This is a genomic window from Agromyces excoecariae (assembly GCF_051715505.1).
GTDB lineage: Bacteria > Actinomycetota > Actinomycetes > Actinomycetales > Microbacteriaceae > Agromyces.
Map to the genome: position 1 here is coordinate 64011 of NZ_JBPSLA010000001.1, position 18410 is coordinate 82420.

16 protein-coding genes are annotated in these 18410 nt (G+C 72.7%); 6 read left to right on the top strand and 10 right to left on the bottom strand.

From position 1 onward, the window contains the following. The first annotated feature begins 29 nt into the window (after positions 1-29). Both ACSJD1_RS00280 and ligD read left to right on the top strand, forming a co-directional pair. Entirely contained in the window at positions 30-1043 is a 1014-nt protein-coding gene (locus tag ACSJD1_RS00280) for a hypothetical protein (protein WP_438853330.1), read from the top strand. Between the two features lie 9 nt (positions 1044-1052). After that, positions 1053-2297: a non-homologous end-joining DNA ligase gene (ligD, locus tag ACSJD1_RS00285; protein ID WP_438853331.1), complete on the top strand. Its 1245-nt coding sequence runs from the start codon at positions 1053-1055 to the stop codon at positions 2295-2297. 7 nt (positions 2298-2304) lie between these two features. Here ligD and ACSJD1_RS00290 read toward each other — a convergent pair whose 3' ends face one another. Continuing rightward, on the bottom strand, positions 2305-2895 hold the full coding sequence (locus tag ACSJD1_RS00290) for a TetR/AcrR family transcriptional regulator (protein ID WP_438853332.1): 591 nt from the start codon (positions 2893-2895) through the stop codon (positions 2305-2307). A gap of 77 nt (positions 2896-2972) precedes the next feature. Between ACSJD1_RS00290 and ACSJD1_RS00295 the strand changes: the two genes are divergently transcribed. The 3 genes from ACSJD1_RS00295 (at position 2973) to ACSJD1_RS00305 (ending at position 5440) form a co-directional block, all read left to right on the top strand. Then, positions 2973-4067 (top strand): SDR family NAD(P)-dependent oxidoreductase, encoded by a 1095-nt coding sequence (locus ACSJD1_RS00295; RefSeq protein WP_438853333.1) that lies wholly within the window; start codon positions 2973-2975, stop codon positions 4065-4067. A gap of 82 nt (positions 4068-4149) precedes the next feature. Next, the gene (locus ACSJD1_RS00300; protein WP_438853334.1) at positions 4150-5166 is read left to right on the top strand and encodes an SDR family oxidoreductase; all 1017 of its coding nucleotides are present in this window, start codon (positions 4150-4152) and stop codon (positions 5164-5166) included. Positions 5167-5269: 103 nt separating this feature from the next. Next, on the top strand, positions 5270-5440 hold the full coding sequence (locus ACSJD1_RS00305) for a hypothetical protein (RefSeq protein ID WP_438853335.1): 171 nt from the start codon (positions 5270-5272) through the stop codon (positions 5438-5440). 66 nt (positions 5441-5506) lie between these two features. Here the strand turns inward: ACSJD1_RS00305 and ACSJD1_RS00310 are convergent, their stop codons facing one another. From ACSJD1_RS00310 to ACSJD1_RS00330, 5 genes are read right to left on the bottom strand one after another with little or no spacing between them, the layout of a single operon-like run. Then, positions 5507-6265 (bottom strand): SDR family NAD(P)-dependent oxidoreductase, encoded by a 759-nt coding sequence (locus tag ACSJD1_RS00310; protein ID WP_438853336.1) that lies wholly within the window; start codon positions 6263-6265, stop codon positions 5507-5509. Then, on the bottom strand, positions 6255-7391 hold the full coding sequence (locus ACSJD1_RS00315; RefSeq protein WP_438853337.1) for an ATP-NAD kinase family protein: 1137 nt from the start codon (positions 7389-7391) through the stop codon (positions 6255-6257). The genes ACSJD1_RS00310 and ACSJD1_RS00315 overlap by 11 nt, the downstream gene beginning before the upstream one ends. 1 nt (position 7392) lies before the next feature. Further along, the gene (gene gcvPB / locus ACSJD1_RS00320) at positions 7393-8967 is read right to left on the bottom strand and encodes an aminomethyl-transferring glycine dehydrogenase subunit GcvPB (protein ID WP_438853338.1); all 1575 of its coding nucleotides are present in this window, start codon (positions 8965-8967) and stop codon (positions 7393-7395) included. Beyond that, a complete protein-coding gene (gene gcvPA, locus ACSJD1_RS00325) occupies positions 8964-10391 on the bottom strand; it encodes an aminomethyl-transferring glycine dehydrogenase subunit GcvPA (protein WP_438853339.1) in 1428 nt (475 codons plus the stop codon). Before gcvPA ends, gcvPB begins: the two co-directional genes overlap by 4 nt. A 7-nt stretch (positions 10392-10398) precedes the next feature. Continuing rightward, positions 10399-12462 (bottom strand): beta-galactosidase, encoded by a 2064-nt coding sequence (locus tag ACSJD1_RS00330; protein ID WP_438853340.1) that lies wholly within the window; start codon positions 12460-12462, stop codon positions 10399-10401. Between the two features lie 129 nt (positions 12463-12591). On the opposite strand from ACSJD1_RS00330, the gene ACSJD1_RS00335 reads away from it, so the two are divergent. Further along, complete coding sequence (locus ACSJD1_RS00335) at positions 12592-13248, top strand: GntR family transcriptional regulator (RefSeq protein ID WP_438853341.1); 657 nt, start codon at positions 12592-12594, stop codon at positions 13246-13248. A 61-nt stretch (positions 13249-13309) separates the two neighbouring features. On the opposite strand, the gene ACSJD1_RS00340 is transcribed toward ACSJD1_RS00335, so the two are convergent. From ACSJD1_RS00340 to ACSJD1_RS00355, 4 genes are read right to left on the bottom strand one after another with little or no spacing between them, the layout of a single operon-like run. Continuing rightward, a complete protein-coding gene (locus ACSJD1_RS00340; protein ID WP_438853342.1) occupies positions 13310-15070 on the bottom strand; it encodes an amylo-alpha-1,6-glucosidase in 1761 nt (586 codons plus the stop codon). After that, a complete protein-coding gene (locus tag ACSJD1_RS00345) occupies positions 15067-15975 on the bottom strand; it encodes a carbohydrate ABC transporter permease (RefSeq protein ID WP_438853343.1) in 909 nt (302 codons plus the stop codon). The genes ACSJD1_RS00340 and ACSJD1_RS00345 overlap by 4 nt, the downstream gene beginning before the upstream one ends. Then, on the bottom strand, positions 15972-17012 hold the full coding sequence (locus ACSJD1_RS00350; protein WP_438853344.1) for a carbohydrate ABC transporter permease: 1041 nt from the start codon (positions 17010-17012) through the stop codon (positions 15972-15974). Before ACSJD1_RS00350 ends, ACSJD1_RS00345 begins: the two co-directional genes overlap by 4 nt. Beyond that, entirely contained in the window at positions 17009-18289 is a 1281-nt protein-coding gene (locus ACSJD1_RS00355; RefSeq protein WP_438853345.1) for an ABC transporter substrate-binding protein, read from the bottom strand. The genes ACSJD1_RS00350 and ACSJD1_RS00355 overlap by 4 nt, the downstream gene beginning before the upstream one ends. Between the last annotated feature and the right edge of the window lie 121 nt (positions 18290-18410).

An 18410-nucleotide genomic window follows, 5' to 3' on the forward strand; every position in this document is an offset into this window, starting at 1 on the left:
CCTGCTGCCCGACACGAGATGAGGTCGTCATGACCCGGATGCCGAGGGACGGAGTGTTCGCCGGGCGTCGCGCCCGTGCCGGCGCATCGTTCCTCGCGGTCGCCGTGGTCCTCGCGGCGACGAGCGTGTCGGTCGACCTCGCCGTGCCCGGGTTCGGTTCGACGGTGCAGCGAACGGTCGTCGGAGTCCTCTCCGACGTGCTCGAGATCGTCGCGGTCTGGGGTGCGCTCCCGCTCGGGCTGCTGCTGCTCCTCCTGGCGGGCGAGCCCCGCGCCTGGCGGCGCTGGGTCGCGGTGCTCGTCGCGGTCGGCGCGCCGATCGTGGTGCAGCTGACCGGCGTCGGCCGCTCGCCGTTCCTGATCCTGCTGGCGCTCGCGGCCGCCGTCGGGGGTTACGCGCTCATCGCTCTCGGGCTGTCCGAGCACCGCCGCGACCCGAGCCGGCCCGACCGGGTCGCGGTCGCGGTCGTCGTCCTCGCCGCCGCGGAGCTCGCGGTGGTCGCGCTCGGCGTGCTGCACCTGCTGGTGTGGAATCCCATGGCGACCGTCCCGCAGCTCTCGCTCGCGCAGATCTACGGGATCCTCGTGGAACGGTTCGGGGTGATCGACGGCGGCCCGTTCGTCTGGGCCGTCGGCGCCACGCTCGCGACGGCGGCGGGGTCCATCGTGGCGATCCAGGGCTCGCGACGCGGCATCGTCACGACGCACGACGTGATCACGGTCGGATTGCTGCTCATCCACGCCACGACCTTCTTCCTGTGGTGGGCCGGGTTCGCGCTCGGGCTGCACCTCGCCGACGCGTTCGCGGCCGTCGGCGGCGACGTCTCGGCGGTCGGCTCGCTGCTCGCCCTCCTCGGGGCCTCGTGCCTGGCCGCCGCGATCCTCCTCCAGCTGCGGCGTGCGACGGAGGGCGACGACGGGCCGGGCCCGCCCGCTGACGACGGAGCGGACGCGCCCGCCGGCCGATCGATCGCGCCGTCGAACGACGATCAGGCCGACGACTCGGGCGGCACGGAAGGAGCGCCGGCGGCGGTCACCCCCTAGCGTGGTGTCATGGCTGCGCGCAGCGACGACGCCGTGGTCCTCGACGTCGGGGGGCACGAGGTCCGGGTGAGCCATCCCGACCGGGTCGTCTTCCCCGAACCCGGACTCACCAAGCTCGACCTCGTCGAGTACTACCTCGCGGTCGCCGACGGCGCCCTACGCGGCGCGGGCGGTCGACCCATGGTGCTCAAGCGCTTCGTCAAGGGCATCGGCGCGGAACCCTTCTTCCAGAAGCGCGTTCCCGAGAACCACCCCGACTTCATCGACACCGCCACGCTGCACTACGCCCGCGGCACCTCGGCCGAGGAGGCGGTCGTGCGGGATGCCGCGGGCCTGGCCTGGATCGCGAACCTCGGATGCCTCGACCTCAACCCGCACCCGGTGCGGGCCGAGGACCTCGACCATCCCGACGAGCTCCGCGTCGACCTCGATCCGATGCCGGGCGTCGACTGGTCGCAGATCGTCGACGTGGCGATGGTCGCGCGCGACGTGCTCGACGACCACGGGCTCGTGGCCTGGCCGAAGACGTCGGGCTCGCGCGGCATCCACCTGCTCGTGCGCATCGAACCCCGATGGGACTTCCGCGAGGTGCGGCTGGCGGCGGAGTCGCTCGCGCGCGAGGTCGAACGCCGGGCGCCCGGCCTGGCGTCGGCGCGCTGGTGGAAGGAGGAACGCGGCGAGAGCGTCTTCGTCGACTTCAACCAGAACGCGAAGGACCGCACCGTGGCATCCGCCTACTCGATCCGGCCGCTGCCCGACGCGCGGGTGTCGACGCCGCTCGACTGGGACGAGGTCCGTTCGAGGCGCCCCGAGGAGTTCACCGTCGCGACCGTGCTCCAGCGCTTCGCGGAGCGCGGCGACCCGCACGCCGGCATCGACGAGGCGGTCGGCTCCCTCGACGGGCTGCTCCGACTGGCCGAGGAGCTCGGCCCGGCCGAGAAGGCGCCGCGGGGTGCCGCGCGCGGCGACGGGTCGGGGCGACGCGTCTCGACGATGCCGCTCATCGAGGTGGCCCGCACCGAGACGAAGCCCGAGGCGCTCGAGGCGCTCGAGCGATGGAAGGCCTCGCATCCGGCCGTGGTGCCGCTGCTCAGCCCGGCCGACGTGCTCGTCGACGGCATGCGCGGGTCGAGTTCGCTCTGGTATCGGGTGCGGGTCAACCTGCAGCACGTGCCCGAGGCGGACCGGCCCGAGCAGGGTCCGCTGCTCGCCGACTTCGACCCGTGGGCGGGGCGGTGGCCGCCCGCCGACTGAGCCGGCGCTAGCGCGGGGCCGTCGGCGCGAATGCCGCGTGCAGCAGCGCCCACGCGCGCTCGGCCGTGGCCTCGCGGTCGTCGGGCTCGGTCCGCGCGACGAGGCCGGCGAGCATCGAGATCGCGAGGAGCACGTCCTCGACGCCGACGTGCTCGCCGAAGCGGCCGGCGGCCCGTTCGTGCTCGACGGCGGCGGCCGCGATGTCGCGCACGCGCGCCCCGAGCCGCTCGACGCGCGGGTCGTGCGGGTTCGCCGTGATCAGGTCGATGAGGGACGTCGAGACGAGGGCCTGCGCGATGACGCCCTGGAGCAGGGCATCCAGCCCGGCCTCGGGCGGGGCGACCGCGGCCTCGAGTTCGTCGAGGTTCTCCTCGTAGACCGCGACGGCGAGCGAGAGCCGGTCGGGGAAGTGCCGGTAGAGGCTGCCCTGACCCACGCCGGCGCGCTTGGCGATGGCGCTGAACGGCGCGGAGAGCCCGTCGGCCGCGAAGATCTCGCGCGCGGCCGCCAGCAGGGCACGGCGGTTCGCCGGACCGGCGCTCGGGCCGAGGTTCGGCTTGCGCGGCTTGGGACCTTCTCCCTGTCGTCGCTCGGGCATGGGTGTTACGTTACTACCGGACAAGGTTGTCCGGTGTCCGAATGCGACACGGAACGAGCGAAGAAGAAGGAACCCTCATGAGCCCCACCAAGCCCCTCACCGGCGACTCCTCGATCAAGACGTGGCTCGAGGACCCCGTCGGCGGGCCGATCATCCGCGACCTCCTCTCGCAGGCCGGACAGGACCCGGACGTGCTGCGACCGGTCCACCGCCTCGCGCTCAAGCGCCTCATCAAGCTCAGCAAGGGCCAGTTCTCGCAGGAGATGGTCGACCAGCTCGTGGCGCGCGCAGCGGCGGGCGACGTCCCGGCCGGCTCGGCCGAGGCGTCCGCCCCCGCCGCCACCGCCGAGAGCGCTGCCGAAGACGCCCCCGAGGCCGAGGCCGTCGAGCGTCCCGAGTGGGTCGAGCGCATCGACCAGGGCCGCTTCACGGGCAAGACCGTGATCGTCACAGGTGCCGGCTCGGGCATCGGCCGCGCCACGGCGTCGCGCATCGCGCGCGAGGGCGGCACGGTCGTGGCCGTCGACGTCTCGCAGGAGCGCCTGGACGCCCTCGCCGATGAGCTCAGGCCCGCGGCGCACGACGGGGCCGAGGTCGTGACGCTCGTCGCCGACATCACCGACGACGCCAGGATCGCCGAGATCGTCGCCGCGGCCGGCGGCCGCATCGACGGCCTCGCCAACATCGCCGGGATCATGGACGACATGACCCCGATCGGCGACCTCACCGACGCCGTGTGGGACCGCGTCATGCGCGTGAACGTCGACGGCACGATGAAGCTCATGCGCGCGGTCGTCCCCGGCATGCTCGCCCAGGGCTACGGCTCCATCGTGAACACCGCGTCCGAGGCAGCGCTGCGCGGCTCCGCGGCCGGCGTCGCCTACACCGCGTCGAAGCACGCCGTGGTCGGCCTCACCAAGTCGACCGCGTTCATGTACGGCCCGAGCGGCCTCCGCGTGAACGCCGTCGCTCCCGGCCCGACCATCACCAACATCGAGGCCTCCTTCGCCTCGCCGCTCGGCGCGCAGCGCGTGCGGCAGGCGATGGCGCTGCTTCCGGATGCCGCGGAGGCCGAGGCACTCGCCGCGTCGATCACCTTCCTGCTCTCCGACGACGGCGTGAACATCAACGGCGTCGTGCTGGCCTCCGACGGCGGTTGGTCGGCCGCGTAGCGCCTCGCGGGCCCGAGCCCGCGGGCTCGAACGGGCGCCGGTGCGGGGAGCGCGCCGGCGCTCGGGGTGACAGCATGGGTCGATGGCCACCAGCGCGAAGCGGATCCTGTTCATCGGCGGCAGCGGCGTCATCAGCTCGGCCTGCGTGAGACGCGCGGTCGAGGCCGGTCACGACGTGACCGTGCTCAACCGCGGCGGCTCGGCGGGCCTGCGACCGGTGCCCGCCGACGTGCGCCAGGTCGTCGGGGACATCCGTCGCCCCGACACGGTGCGCGCCGCGCTCGGCCGCGGCACCGCCGATCCGCTCGAGTTCGACGTCGTCTGCGAGTTCCTCGCGTTCACGCCCGAGCACGTGCAGGCCGACCTCGACCTCTTCGAGGGTCGAATCGGGCAGTACGTGTTCACCAGCTCGGCGTCGGCGTACCAGACGCCGCCGAGCCGGCTGCCGGTGACCGAGTCCACGCCGCTCGTGAATCCCGCATGGCAGTACTCGCGCGACAAGATCGCGTGCGAGCAGCTGCTCGTCGATGCGGTGCGCGAGCGAGCGTTCCCCGCGACGATCGTGCGGCCGTCGCACACGTACGACGCCACCCTCATCCCCACCATGGGCCACTGGACCGACGTCGCGCGCATGCGCGCCGGCCGGCCCGTCGTCGTGCACGGCGACGGCACCAGCCTCTGGACGATCACGCATCACGACGACTTCGCCGTCGCGTACGTCGGCCTGCTCGGCAACCCGATGGCCGTCGGCGACGCCTTCCACATCACGGGCGACCACGCCCCGACGTGGAACCAGATCTACCGCTGGCTCGCTGAGGCGGCCGGCGCGCCCGACACCGAGCTCGTGCACGTGGCATCCGAGACCATCGCCGCCGTGCACCCCGACTGGGGCCCCGGCCTGCTGGGCGACAAGGCGCACTCGATGGTGTTCGACAACGACAAGGTGAAGGCGCTCGTGCCCGAGTTCCGCACCACGGTCACGTTCGACGAGGGTGCGCGGCGCATCGTCGAGTTCCACGACGCGCACCCCGAGCTGAAGGTCGTCGACCGAGTGGCGGATGCCGCGTTCGAGCGGATCCTCGCACTCCCCCGTCGATGAGGTGGGAGCTTCCTGCGACCCGTTCCGCCGCACCCGCGCTCGGGTCTAGCCTGTTGGCACGCGGCCGCCCGAACGCCGGGACGGCCATCCGAAGGGGGATCCCATGACCAGCTTCGTCGACCCGCTCGAAGGCCCGTTCAGCCGGGGCCAGGAGGCCGAGATCGAGTACGAGGAGGAACTCGAGGCGGAGGGCGTCGGCGAGGACGACGTCGAGTTCGTCATGGAGGAGGTCGCCGACCCGGAGGACGACGACGAGGACTTCGGCGGTCGCTGAGGGTCCGTCGGGAGCCGGGGCGTCCAGCAGGCGCGGAGCGCACGCCGGACCGCCCCTCGGGAAGCCCTATGCGATCCCGCCCCCGTCGACGACCAGGGCGGAGCCCGTCACGTAGCTCGACTCGTCGCTTGCGAGCCAGACGACCGCGGCGGCGATCTCGCGCGGCTCGCCCATGCGCCGCAGCGGACGGTCGGCCGCCTCGGCGAGGAAGGCGTCGGCGTCCTGGCCGAGCTGGCTCGCTTCGTCGCGGAGCATGCCGGTGTTCACGTCGCCCGGGTTCACCGAGTTCACTCGGATGCCCTGCGGACCGTGGTCGATCGCGAGCGCGCGGGTCATGTTGACGACGGCGCCCTTCGACGCGCAGTACGAGATCGCCTGCCCGCCGCCCTTGAGGCCCCAGCCCGACCCGGTGTTGACGATCGAGCCGCCGCCCGCCGCGGCCATCACGGGCACGACGTGCTTGCACATGAGGAAGATCGAGCGCACGTTCACGCCGAACACGCGGTCCCACTCCTCGACGGTCGTCTCGACGGCGGTGGTCCGGCGGATGATCCCGGCGTTGTTGAACACGACGTTCACGCCGCCGAACTCCGCCACGGCGGTGTCGACGACCCGCACGATGTCGTCCTCGCTCGACACGTCGGCCTGGATCGCGACGGCGGTGAAGCCCGCGTCGCGGATCTCGGCGGCGACCGCCTCGGCCGCCTCCCCGTTCAGGTCGACGACGGCCACGGCCGCCCCTTCGGCGGCGAGGGCCTTGGCGGTCGCGCGGCCGATGCCGCCCGCCCCGCCCGTGACGATGGCCTGCTTCTGCTCAAGGCGCATGGAGCGCTCCTTCGTTCTCTGGTGCATGGACTGGATAGACGCTGGTGGTGGAGGGACCGGTCACGATCCGGGCGAATCCGGCGAGCCGGGCGTCGACGGCGGGCTCGCCGGTGTCGACGAGGAGAGGGCGGCCGCCGAGGTCGATGAGCTTCTGCTCGGGGGCGACGACCATGAGCGGTTCGTCGCCGAGCGCCTCGACGACGCGGGCGGAGAGCTGCTGGTTCCCGCGGCCGAGCAGGAAGCCCTGCCCGCCGATGATCGACACGACCGCCTGCGCCGGTCCCTGTGCGGCCTGGTCGAGCAGGTCGCGCTCGGAGGCCGCGGCGACGACGACCCGCCCGTCGAGCACCACGTCGACGCCGAGCGGCGTCTTGTCGACGCCGAGTTCGCGGGCGACCTCGGCCATCGTCCCGCCGGGCCCGAGCAGGTAGCGGATGCCTGGCTGGAGGCGAGCCGCCGCACCGCGGGCCGCGAGCCGGACCGCGGCCTGCTCGTCGGACGGGGTCGACGCCTTGCGGGCCTGGGTCCGCCCCGCCCGGTAGGGCACCCGGAGGGTCCCGTACAGGCGCGGCTCGACCCGGGCGTGCCGGAGCTGCTCCTCGTCGACGTCGAGCACCTCCCGTTCGAGCGTGGGCAGCCCGCGCTCGTCGAGCCACGCCGCGGCGAGCGCGCCGGCCGCTCGCGGCCCGACGGCGAACACGGGCGAGTACATCTTGACGCCGGCCGGGATCCCGACCGCGGCCGTGCGCGGCGGGAGGCCGCGCTCCACGTCGCGCGCGGTGCCGTCGCCCCCGGCGAACAGCACGAGGTCGACGCCGACGTCGCCGAGGGCGCGAGCGGCATCGGTCGTGTCGGCGGCCGTGGTGTGCGCACGCGGATGCCAGACGACGATCGGTCGGAGGCCCGCGGAACGCACGGCATCCTCGCCCATCGGTCCCGCCGCGGTGACGACGTGCTCGTCGGGCCGGGCTTCCGCGACCACCGCGAGCGCCGCTGCGGCACGCTCGGACGCCCGAGCGTGCGCCCCGCGCTCCCCCGCCCGGCGCTGCACGTCGGCGCCGTCGCTGCCGGCGAGACCCGCTGGCCCGCCGACGCCGGCGACGGGGTTCACGATGAGTCCGAGCACGTCAGGCTCCGACGGCGTCCGGGTACTTGCGGCGGTAGGCCCGCCACGTGACGGCCCAGCGCTCGGGGTCGTCAAGGTCGTCGTGGTGCGTGTGGTGCACGGTCTGGTTGTGCGGGGCCGTGCGCACGACCTCCGGCGTCTCGCGCGCCTCGCGGGCGACCTCGGCGAGGACGTCGGCGTACTCGTCCAGTTCGGCCTTGGAGTACGACTCGGTCGGCTCGAGCGTGAACGGCTGCGGCACGACGTACGGGTGGTGGCTCGTCCAGTAGTGCATGCCGAAGTCGCTCGCGCGGACGCCGATCTCCTCCGAGCTGATGCCGGTCTCCTCGAACAGCTCCTGCCACGAGTAGCGCACCTGCTCGATGCGGCGGCGTCCGGTCGCGTAGGGCGCCGAGGCGCCGGGGATGTCGAGGATCCGCTTCATCAGGTAGTTGTTGTTCAGCACCGCGGTCTCGGCGACGGCACGCAGGCCCTCGGCGCCGAGCGCCATGATCCACGCGTACGCGCGCACGATGTTCGGCACGACGCCGTGGAACGGCCCGATGGCGCCGATCGACTGCGGACCGGCCTCGCGCACCTCGTATCGGTCGCCCTCGCGGACCACGCGCGGGCCCGGGAGGAACGGTGCGAGCGCGGCGCTGACGCCGTTCGCGCCGGTGCCGGGGCCGCCCGAGCCGTGCGGCGTGCCGAACGTCTTGTGCACGTTGAAGTGGCAGACGTCGAAGCCCGCGTCGCGGGCCCGGGTGATGCCGAGGATGCCGTTGGCGTTGGCCTGGTCGTACGAGGCGAGCGCGCCGACCGCGTGCGCGGCGTCCACCCACTCCCGGATCGCCGGGTTGTAGATGCCCGTGTCCTCGGGGTTCGTGACCATGATCGCGGCGGTCCGAGTCGAGAGCGCGCGCTTCAGGGCATCGAGGTCCGGGTAGCCGTCGGCGTCGGGGTGCAGGGTGATGACGTCGTAGCCGGCGGCCTTGGCTGCGGCCGCGTTCGACGGGTGGCTGAAGATCGTGGTGATGACCTCGCGGCGCTGCGCGCCCTCGCCGTTGGCCTCGTGGTAGGCGCGGATCATGGCGATGTTCGCCCAGATGGCGGCCGACCCGCCCTGGGTGTGCAGCGACACCTCGTCCATGCCGGAGACCTCGGCCAGCATCCGCTCGGTGCGCCAGATGATCTCGAGCGCGCCCTGCGCGTCGGCGGGGTCCTGCAGCGGGTGCATCGCGGCGAGCTTCGGCGTCGAGATGATGCGCTCGTTGACCTTCGGCGCGTACTTCATCGTGCACGTGCCCTGGCCGATGTCGACGTTGAGGTCGGCGCCGAGGTTCTCCTGCGAGAGCCGAAGGTAGTGCTTGAGCACGCGCATCTGCCCCATCTCGGGAAGTGCGGGCGCCTCGCGGCGGGCGAGCCCCTCCGGCAGGGCTGCGACGACATCGCCGACGGCCTCGCGCACGCCGGACTCGACGGGCGTGACGAGCACGCCGCGCTCGCCCGGCGTGGAGAGCTCGAAGATCACCGGCTCGTCCCAGCGAGCCTGGTGGAAGCGGCGGAGGGCGGGCTTGGGGGCGATGGGCAGGCTCATGCGCGGTGCTCCTCGGGGGTCGGGGCGGTGTCGAGGGTGGCGGCGGACTCGGCGGCGGACGCCGCGACGAGTCCGGTGACGGCGGTGGCGAGGCGGTCGATGTCGCGCTGCGTGGTCAGCTCGGTGACGCACACGACGAGCTCGTGCTCGCCGGCCGGCACGCCCGGCTCGATGCCCTCGGCGCGGAGCGCGCGGACGACGTCGGCGGCGGTGAGCCCGGCGTCCGACACGTCGACCGCGAACTCGCGGAGGTGCGCCGCACCGTCGGTGAGGCGGATGCCGGGGATGGCGCCGAGCGCGCGCTGCGCGTAGGCGGTGCGGGCGAGCAGCACCTCGCCGAGCTCCCGCATGCCCTGCGGGCCCATGAGCGCGAGGTGCACGCCGGCGGCGATGCCCCAGAGCGCGGCGGCCGTGCCGACCCACTCCTTGCCCTCCTCCCGGAGCGCGAACGAGGTCCGGTCGTAGGCGACGTCGCCGAATCCGACCTCGCCCGGCACGTCGGTCGCCTCGAGGCCGAAGAGCCGCGAGGGCATCTCCATCACGAACCTCGGGTCGTCGTGCACGGCGATGAAGCCGGCGTGCGCGCCGCCGTACCACTGGTGCAGGCCGAGCGACTGGATGTCGCCGCAGACGATGTCGGCGCCCTGCTCGGCGGGCGGCGTGAGCACGCCGTACCCGACGGGGTCGGTTCCGACGACGAGCACCGCGCCCGCCGCGTGCGCGGCGTCGGCGACCTCCTGCAGGCGGTGCTCGAGCGCGCCGGTGCGGCTCGGCGTCTCGACCCAGACCGCGGCGACGTCGGCGTCGAGGCGATCGGCGATGGCCGCGACATCCGCCGTGCCGTCGACCGGGGCGACGAACTCGAGCTCGAGGTGCAGGCGCACGTAGTCGAGGACCTTCGAGAGCTTGGCGGGCAGCACGTCGCTCGCGACGAGCACGCGGCGGCGTCCCGTCATCCGCCCGGCCATCGAGAGCGCGGTCGCGGTCGCCTGGAACCCGTCGTAGGTGGGCACGTTCACGACGTCCATCGACAGCAGCTCGCCCATGAGCGACTGGTACTGGAACAGGGCCTGGAACCGGCCGTGGTCCTCGTAGGGCTCGCCGGCGTACGCCGTGAGGAACTCGCTGCGCCCGATGACCTCGTCGACGACCGCCGGCACGTGGTGCGCGTAGGTGCCCTGGCCGAGGAAGCTCAGCCGCTCGGTCGTCGGCACGTTGCGGGCGAGCAGCCCGCTCACGTGGCGCTCGAGGTCGGCCTCGGCGACGAACGGCTCGGGCAGGTCGAGCGCTCGTCCGAGGCGCAGGTCCTCGGGGACGTCGGCGTAGAACTCCTCGACGGATGCCGCGCCGACGGCGGCGAGCATCTCGGCGCGGACGTCGGGGGCGGTGTTCGGGATGTACGGATGCACGAAGGGTTCGGTCATGGACGCCTCACTCGGTGGTCTCGGACAGGGTGATGAACGGGGGCGCCTCCGCGCGGGGCGCGGCCAGTACCGCGACGCCGAGGGGCGCGAGGACGAGCCGCGCGCCGACGGCGCCGTCGCCGAGCAGGTCCCTGGCGCCGTCGGGCACGTCCACCGCGACCTCGTGGTCGCCGTGGTTGAGCACGAAGGTGTAGTCGGTCGCGTCGTCGGCGCGGGTGACGGCCTCGACGTCGCGGTCGATGCGGCCGCGGGCTGGCAGGCCCGCGTCGGCGAGCGCCCGGCGCAGGACCGCGACGTGGCCGTCCTCGGCGAGCGCGGCCGCGACGTACCAGGCCGCGCCGTCGCCGTGCCGGCGCCGGGTGACGGCCGGTCGGTCGTCGAGCACGCCGCCCGCGAAGCGCGCGACGACGGATGCCTCCGGTGAGGCCTCGATCCACTCGGTCCACACGGGCGCGTCGAACGCGTCGCCGTCGAGCCGGATGCGCTCGGCGCGACCGTCGGGCACGGGCCACGGCTCGTCGACCTCGATGCCGAGGAGGTCGCGGAGGGGTCCGGGCGCCCCGCCGGGGTGGACCTTCTCGGTCGGATCGACGACTCCCGAGAACGGCCCGACGACGACCGTGCCGCCGGCGGCGGTGTACGCCGCGAGGGCGTCGGCCTGCGCGGCATCCGTCACGTAGAGGTTGGGCACGACGACCAGGTCGTAGCCGTCGAAGGGGCCGATGGCGCGCACGGCGTCGACGGCGTGCCCGAGTGCGTGCAGCGCACCGTGCCAGGCGCGGGCCTGCGCGAGCCAGCCGAGTCGCTGCGAGGGCAGCGACTCGGCGGCGCTCGTCCCCCACCACGAGTCCCAGTCGACGACGAGCGCGACGCGGGTGCGCACGCGCGTGCCCTTCACCGGGGCGAGGCGCTGGAGCTCGCGCCCGAGCGCCGCGGTCTCGCGGAACGTCCGCGACCGCTCGCCACGGTGGCCGAGCATCGCGGAATGGAACTTCTCCTGCCCGTACCGGGCCTGGCGCCACTGGAAGAACATCGCGCCGTCGGAACCGTGCGCGACCGCCTGGAGGCTGTCGATGCGCATACGCCCGGGCGCCTTCGGCACGTTGACGTCGCGCCAGCTCACGGCGCTCGCGGCCTGCTCGAGGAGCAGCCAGGGCTGTCCGCCCTTGAGGGATCGCATGAGGCCGTAGTTCAGCGCGGCCGGAACGTGGGCGCGGGGGTCGGCCGGGTCGGGGTAGGCGTCGTCGGTGACGAGGTCCTCGACCTCGGCGAACCGCCAGTAGTCGAGCTCGCGGAAGAGGCTCATGAAGTTGGTGGTCACGGGCAGCTCGGGTGTGACCTCGCGGAGCACGTCGATCTCGACCTGGAACAGCTCGAGGAGCGCGTCGGAGGAGAACCGCTCGAAGTCGAGCAGCTGGGTCGGGTTGATCGGCCCGGTCGCCCGGCGGGGCGGCTCGACCTGTTCCCAGGCGGTGTAGCGCTGGCCCCAGACGTTCACGCCCCATGCCTCGTTGAGCCCGTCGAGGTCGCCGTGGCGCGCCTCGAGCCAACGCCGGAAGTGGGCCGCGGACTCGGGGCACCAGCAGCGGGCGACGTGGTCGCCGTACTCGTTCGAGACGTGCCACAGGACGACCGCTGGGTGCTCGCCGTAGCGCTCGGCCATCGCCCGCGCCATCCGCGCGACGTTCTCGCGCCAGACGGGCGAACTCGGGCAGTAGGCCTGACGCGACCCGAACTCGAGGCGACGACCGTCGGCGTCCCACGGGAGCATCTCGGGGTGGCGGCGCACGAGCCAGGCCGGCGGCGTGGCCGTGGCCGTCGCGAGGTCGATGCGGATGCCTCCGGCCCAGAGCACCTCGATGACCCGGTCGAGCCAGCCCCACTCGTAGACGCCCGGCGAGGTCTCCAACTGCGGCCACGAGAACACGGGGAGGCTCACGAGGTTGACGCCCGCCTCGCGCATGAGCCGCACGTCCTCGTGCCACACCTCCTCCGGCCACTGGTCGGGGTTGTAGTCGCCGCCGTAGGCGAGCGCGTCGAGGCGCATCGGCCTCGGGGTCGCGTTCGTCACGTCGTGTCCTCTCCGTCGTGGATCTGTACAGGTCGCCCTGCGCACTGTATTCTGTATACAGACACGCTAGGCCGCAAGTCGACAGGGGTCAAGCCCTAGGCTTGCGGCGTCGACCCGGCTGGAGGAGCGATGGCGATCGAACGCAAGAACCTGCGTTCCCAGGTGCGCGAGGAACTGCTCGCGCGCATGCGTACGGGGCAGGTGCGCCCGGGCGAGGGCATCAACGAGGTGCAGCTCGCCGGCGAGCTCGGCGTCAGCCGCACGCCCCTGCGTGAGGCGCTCATCGCCCTCGAGAGCGAAGGGCAGATCACGAGCGAGAACGGCAAGGGCTTCCGCTTCGTGCCGCTCTCGGCGACCGAGTTCGAGGAGCTCGCGCCCGTCATGGCCGCGCTCGAGTCGCTCGCCCTCGAGCTGAGCCCGCCCGACGAGCTCCGGGAGATCGGTCGGCGGCTCGCTGAACTCGCCGCCGACTTCCACCAGGAGGTCGTTGAGCACTCGCTCGTCGTCAACAAGGACGACGAGTGGCACGCCATCATGCTCTCCGCGTGCCCCAACCGGCGGCTGCTCGACACGATCGAGGCCACGCGCGGCGCGTTCCACCGCTACGAGTCGCTGCTGGTTCCGAACGACGTCATGATCGAGCGCGTCGCGGCGGAGCACGCCGAGATCGCGCGGCACCTCGCCGACGGGGACGTCGCCGCGGCATCCGTCGCCCTCAAGGCGAACTGGATGAACGGCATGCGCCGCATTCTCGACAACGCGTCGAGCTCCTACTTCAGCGCCTGACCGGGCACGGCCCGTCGCGCCCGCGCCCGGTCCCACCGTCCGCTCCATGCGTCCGGCGAGCTCAGTCGCCGTGCGACAGCGCGACGGCGAGGTCGATGAACAGCGCGGCCGACCAGCCGAACGCCGTCGTCGCGGTGGGGGCGCGCTCACCCGTCCGCGGGTCGAAGTACTCGTGCGGGCCGCCGGCATGGACGACGAGCTCCACGGTCCGCTCGGCGAGCCGCCGGGCGCGATCCGGGTGGCCCGAGCGGGCCAGGCCCTCCGCCACGAGCGCGTTGGTGTTGACCCACACCGGCCCGCGCCACATGCGCTGCGGCGAATGATCCGGGTCGCCGACCGCGACGGTCGGGACCGGCCACTCGGTCGCGAAGCGCTCCGGGTCGTCGAGGGCGTCGACCAGCCGGGCGACGACGGACTGCGGCAGCATCCCGGTGAGGAGCGGCATGAGCCCCACGACGGTGTCGCTGTCGACCGGTCGGCCGGCGGCGAGCGAGCGGAACCGGCCGTGATCGACGTCCCACAGTTCGAGCAGCCGGTCGAGCATGCGGGCCGCCCGCTCTCGGTGGGCGGTGGCGGCCCAGGCCGCGCGGCCGTCGACGGCACGCGTCTCCGCGCCATCCCACGCGCCGAACCGCTCGACGAGCTCCGCGAGCTCCAGGTCCTGCTGCACGAGGTACGCCGCCAGGTCGGGGGTCGTCGTCGGCAGCGGCCCGTCGAACACCGGGCTGTCGTCGAGGCCCGACGAGTACGGGTGCCCGTACTCCGGGAGGCCATCGCGGTCGAGGTCGGAGTGCTCGAACCACCAGTCCTGCGAGCGGCGGATGGTGCCGACCATCCGTCGCGCCCAGGCGGCGGTCCCTGCCTCGACTGGCTCCGCCTCGAGCACCTTGCGGAGCGCCCACGCCGCGAGCGGCGGCTTGGTGAGCGGCACGGGGGCGCTCGGGTCCGCCACCGCGGAGCCGGCGCGGCGCAGGTTCTCCCGATCGGAGGCGGGCAGGTCGTCGCTCGACGCGAGCACGCCGTGCTCGTGGACGACGTCCGGGAGCTGGCCCTCGGGGGTCGGGAACCGCAGCGCCAGGTCGAGCTGCTCGCGCGCGAGCTCGGGATCGCCGTGGCGGAGCCCGACCGCGATGAAGTACGCGTCCCACTGCCAGAGGCCGACGTAGCCGATCTTCGAGGGCACGACCGCGCGCGCGCCGGCGAGCTGCGGCAGCTCGACGACGTTCGCGCCGAGCACCCACCAGCAGAACGCGGCCATGTGCTGCAGGTCGTCGCGGACGACCGGGCAGCGCGCGAACCAGTCGAGCCACGTCGCACGCGTCTCCGCGAGGTGCTCGGCGTGCGCGTCGCTCCGCGCGAACTCGACGCCGCGATCGGCGTCGATCGTGAAGGCGACGGATGCCGCGTGCCGCCCGCCGATGCGGAGGGCCTCGGCCTCGTCGCCCGCCCGCACCGTCCACGAGACCATCGCCTCGCGACCATCGGCGACGCCGAGGCTCAACGCGTGCGGGCCCGCGAAGGTGAGCGTGACGGCGCCGCCGCCGAGCTCGACGACGTGCGGCAGCACCCGCGTGACGGCGAGCCGCGCGCCGTCCCGGTCCCGCACCTCGAGCGCGTCGATCGCCACGCACTCCTCGAGCGACCGCTCGTACTCCGAGGTGTGCACGCGCAGCCCGTCGCCGTCCCGGAACACCATCAGGCGCGACCGCGGCAGCGTGAACGGCGCCCGCACCAGGTCGAGATGCTCGCCGGCACGTGCGGCAGCGGTCGCGGCATCCGCTCGCCCCATGACCCGGCGGGGCAGCGTCGGCGCGGCGCTCATCGGCCGCCCAGGCCCGACGCGGCCATGCTGTTCAGGATCCGGCGCTGGCCGATCACGAACGCGACGAGCATCGGGATCGTCGCGAGCGCCGACGCCGCCATCACCAGGCCGTAGTCGACCGACCCGAACTGGCCGCGGAAGCTCGCGAGCAGCAGCGGCACGGTGAACAGGTCGGGCGAGTTCAGCAGCACGAGCGGGAACAGGAAGCTGTTCCACACGTCGAGCGCGACGATGATGCTGAGCGCGCCGAGGCCCGGCTTGAGGTTCGGCAGGATGATGCTCCAGAACGTCCGCCAGCGGCCCGCGCCGTCGACGAGCGCCGCCTCCTCGAGCTCCTTCGGCAGGCTCAGCACGAACTGCCGCATGAGGAACACGGCGAACGGGTTCACGAGCATGGCCGGCACGATGAGCGAGAGGTGCGAGTCCACCCAGCCGAACTTCGCCATCAGCAGGTAGAACGGGATGAGCGTGACCTGCTTGGGGATCATCTGCGTCGCGAGGAACACGATGAACAGCACCCGGCTGCCGCGGAAGCGGATGCGCGCGAAGGCGTAGCCGGCCATCGACGCCGTGAGCAGCGTTCCGACGACCGACAGCACGCAGATGTAGATGCTGTTGAGGTACGCCTGGCCGAACGGCACCGCGTTCCACGCATCGACGTACTTGTCGAGCGTCCACGGGTCGGGCCAGAGGCTCAGCGGGTCCTGCAGCAGCTGCGGGAGCGTCTTGAACGAGGTCAGCAGCATCCACAGGAACGGGAACACCATCGCGAGGCCGGCGGCGACGAGCGCCGCATGGATGGCGACGCGGCCGATCGTGCGGCGGGTGCGCCCGTCGCCGCGCCGGGCGGGTCGTTCGAGCTGCGGGCGGCCGACGAGCGTCGACTCGAGGTCTGCGGCGGTCATGCGGAATCGTCCTCGTAGTGCACGAACTTCTTCTGCGCGCCGAACTGGATCGCCGTGATGAGGAGGGTCAGCAGCAGCAGGATCACGGAGGCGGCGCTGGAGGGTCCGAACTCGAACCGCCCGAAGCCCAGGTCGTAGATGTGGTAGACGATCGTGCGCGTCGCGTTGTCCGGACCGGCGTTCGCGGTGAGCACGAACACGGTGTCGAAGGTCTGCAGCGACGAGATGAACGCGACGATCGAGGAGAAGAACACGATCGGCGAGAGCAGCGGCAGGCGGATGCTGCGGAACAGCCGCCACGCGCCGGCGCCGTCGATGCGGGCGGCCTCGATGACCGAGGGCGAGATGTTCTGCAGGCCCGCGAGGAAGATGATGACGTTCAGCCCGAGGGACGACCAGATCGCCACGATGCAGACGGCGATGAGCGCCAGGCGCGGGTCGCCGAGCCAGTCCGGCGGGTCGATCCCGAAGACGCTCGCGATGGCGCCGCTCAGCACGCCGTCGGCGCGGAACAGCTGCTGCCAGATCATCGCCACGGCGACGGTGCTCGTGACGACGGGTGCGAAGAAGAGGATCAGGTAGAGCGTGCGGGTGCGCAGCCTCTCCAGGGCGACGGCGATGACGACCGCGAGTCCGAGGCCCACGGGCACCGTGATGACCGCGATGAGCAGCGTGTTCACGATCGAGCGCAGCAGGAGCTCGTCCTGCAGCTGCGCCGTGAAGTTCTCGAAGCCGACCCACTCGAGCTCGGTCAGGCCGTCCCACGAGGCGAACGCGAGCACGAGGCTCGCGACGAACGGCAGGAGCACGAAGAGCGCCATGCCGACCAGCTGCGGGCCGACGAACACGTAGCCCCAGCGGCGGTCGCGGCGGCGCCACGCGGCCTCGCGGCGCGGCGCCGGGCGACCGGACGGGACCGGGCCTCCCGGCGCGCCGCCCGCGACGACGGCGGACGGGGCGGATTCCGCGGGGTGCGCGGGCGACGCGACCGGGGTGCCGGTCGCGCCGCCCGAGGTGATCACCATGGGTGGACTCACTCCGCCGTCTTCTCCGCGACGAGGTCGGCGACCGCGTCGAGGGTGGACTGCGCGTCGGACTTGCCCTCGTAGAGCTTCAGGAACAGGTCGCTGATGTCCGTCGAGAGTCCGGGCACGCGCGCCTCGGGCGCATAGTCCTCGAAGCCGACGTCGCGCATGTCGAGGAAGGTCTGCGCGTGGGCGGGGTAGCCGTCCTCGAGCACGACCTCGTCGGCCCCGGCGATCGAGGGCACGGCGTTGCCGCCGCCGGAGAGGCGGAAGACCTGTCCCTCGGCCGAGAGGAACTCGGTCCAGAAGGTGAAGGCGGCGTCGGGGGCATCCGTCTTGCCGTTGATCGCCAGGTACGAGGTGGCGACGCCGGTCGGGGCGGCCTGGCCGTCGGGCGTCGGCCAGCGCACGATGTCGTAGCCGTCCTGCTCGCCGGCGCTCGAGACGGTGCCGATCGTGTAGCGGCCCTGCGAGAAGAAGCCCGCCTTGTGCGTGACGAACACGCTGTCGGCGCCGGCGCCCTCGGGCATCGTGTCGGCGACGACGAAGGTGCCGTCCTGGAAGTATCCGCCGAGGGTCTCGACGGCGTCGACCGTGGTGGCGTCGTCGTTGCCGACGAAGGCGCCGGACTCGTCGTAGGCCGTGCCGCCCTGCGCCGAGATCCAGCTGTAGTGCGTCGCCCAGTAGTTCCAGAACATCGAGCCGATGAGGCCCGCGTCGGCGAGCGCGTCGTTCATCTCGAGGTACTTCTCGGTCGTCCACTCGCCGTTCTCGGCGAGGGTGGCCGGGTCCTCCGTGATGCCGGCCGCCTCGAGGGCCTGCCGGTCGTACCAGAGCACGTCGGGGTTGGAGTCGTTCGGGGCCGCGTAGATCTCGCCGTCGGTCTCCGCGGCGCCGAAGAGGCCGGGGAAGAAGTCGTCGGGGTGCGTCTCGCTCGCGTCGGAGGCCATGCGCTCGCTGAGCGGGAGGAGCACGTCCGCGTCGACGAACTGGCCGATCTTGTCGTCGCCGATGTAGAAGACGTCGGGCGCCGTGCCGCTCGTGAGCTGGGCGAGCAGCTTCGAGTGGTAGTCGCCGTAGCTGGCGACCGGCTGCAGCTCCACCGTGATGTCGGGGTGGCGCTTCATGAACTCGTCGTTGAACTCCTCGAAGCGGGTCAGCTCCTCGGGGGTGCCCCAGGTCGACCACACGACGGTGTCCTCGTCCGAACCTCCCCCGCCACCGCTGCAGGCCGCCAGGCCGACCGTCATCGCGCCGATCGCTCCGACCGCGAGCAGACGTCTCGTCATTGAGTTCGCACGGCGCATCGCGCCCCACCTCTTCCGTCATCGAGTTCCACCGGGTGCATCCCGGCACTCAGTATTTTGTATACAGAACTCAGCAGAGGTCAAGTCTCGAATCGGCAACGGC

What these genes read in the sequence shown, in the direction of transcription:
- ACSJD1_RS00280 (WP_438853330.1), top strand. Translation starts at nt 30, where the DNA reads ATGACCCGGATGCCGAGGGACGGAGTGTTCGCCGGGCGTCGCGCCCGT.
- ligD (WP_438853331.1), top strand. Translation starts at nt 1,053, where the DNA reads ATGGCTGCGCGCAGCGACGACGCCGTGGTCCTCGACGTCGGGGGGCAC.
- ACSJD1_RS00290 (WP_438853332.1), bottom strand. Translation starts at nt 2,895, where the DNA reads ATGCCCGAGCGACGACAGGGAGAAGGTCCCAAGCCGCGCAAGCCGAAC.
- ACSJD1_RS00295 (WP_438853333.1), top strand. Translation starts at nt 2,973, where the DNA reads ATGAGCCCCACCAAGCCCCTCACCGGCGACTCCTCGATCAAGACGTGG.
- ACSJD1_RS00300 (WP_438853334.1), top strand. Translation starts at nt 4,150, where the DNA reads ATGGCCACCAGCGCGAAGCGGATCCTGTTCATCGGCGGCAGCGGCGTC.
- ACSJD1_RS00305 (WP_438853335.1), top strand. Translation starts at nt 5,270, where the DNA reads ATGACCAGCTTCGTCGACCCGCTCGAAGGCCCGTTCAGCCGGGGCCAG.
- ACSJD1_RS00310 (WP_438853336.1), bottom strand. Translation starts at nt 6,265, where the DNA reads ATGCGCCTTGAGCAGAAGCAGGCCATCGTCACGGGCGGGGCGGGCGGC.
- gcvPB (WP_438853338.1), bottom strand. Translation starts at nt 8,967, where the DNA reads ATGAGCCTGCCCATCGCCCCCAAGCCCGCCCTCCGCCGCTTCCACCAG.
- gcvPA (WP_438853339.1), bottom strand. Translation starts at nt 10,391, where the DNA reads ATGACCGAACCCTTCGTGCATCCGTACATCCCGAACACCGCCCCCGAC.
- ACSJD1_RS00335 (WP_438853341.1), top strand. Translation starts at nt 12,592, where the DNA reads ATGGCGATCGAACGCAAGAACCTGCGTTCCCAGGTGCGCGAGGAACTG.
- ACSJD1_RS00340 (WP_438853342.1), bottom strand. Translation starts at nt 15,070, where the DNA reads ATGAGCGCCGCGCCGACGCTGCCCCGCCGGGTCATGGGGCGAGCGGAT.
- ACSJD1_RS00345 (WP_438853343.1), bottom strand. Translation starts at nt 15,975, where the DNA reads ATGACCGCCGCAGACCTCGAGTCGACGCTCGTCGGCCGCCCGCAGCTC.
- ACSJD1_RS00355 (WP_438853345.1), bottom strand. Translation starts at nt 18,289, where the DNA reads ATGACGAGACGTCTGCTCGCGGTCGGAGCGATCGGCGCGATGACGGTC.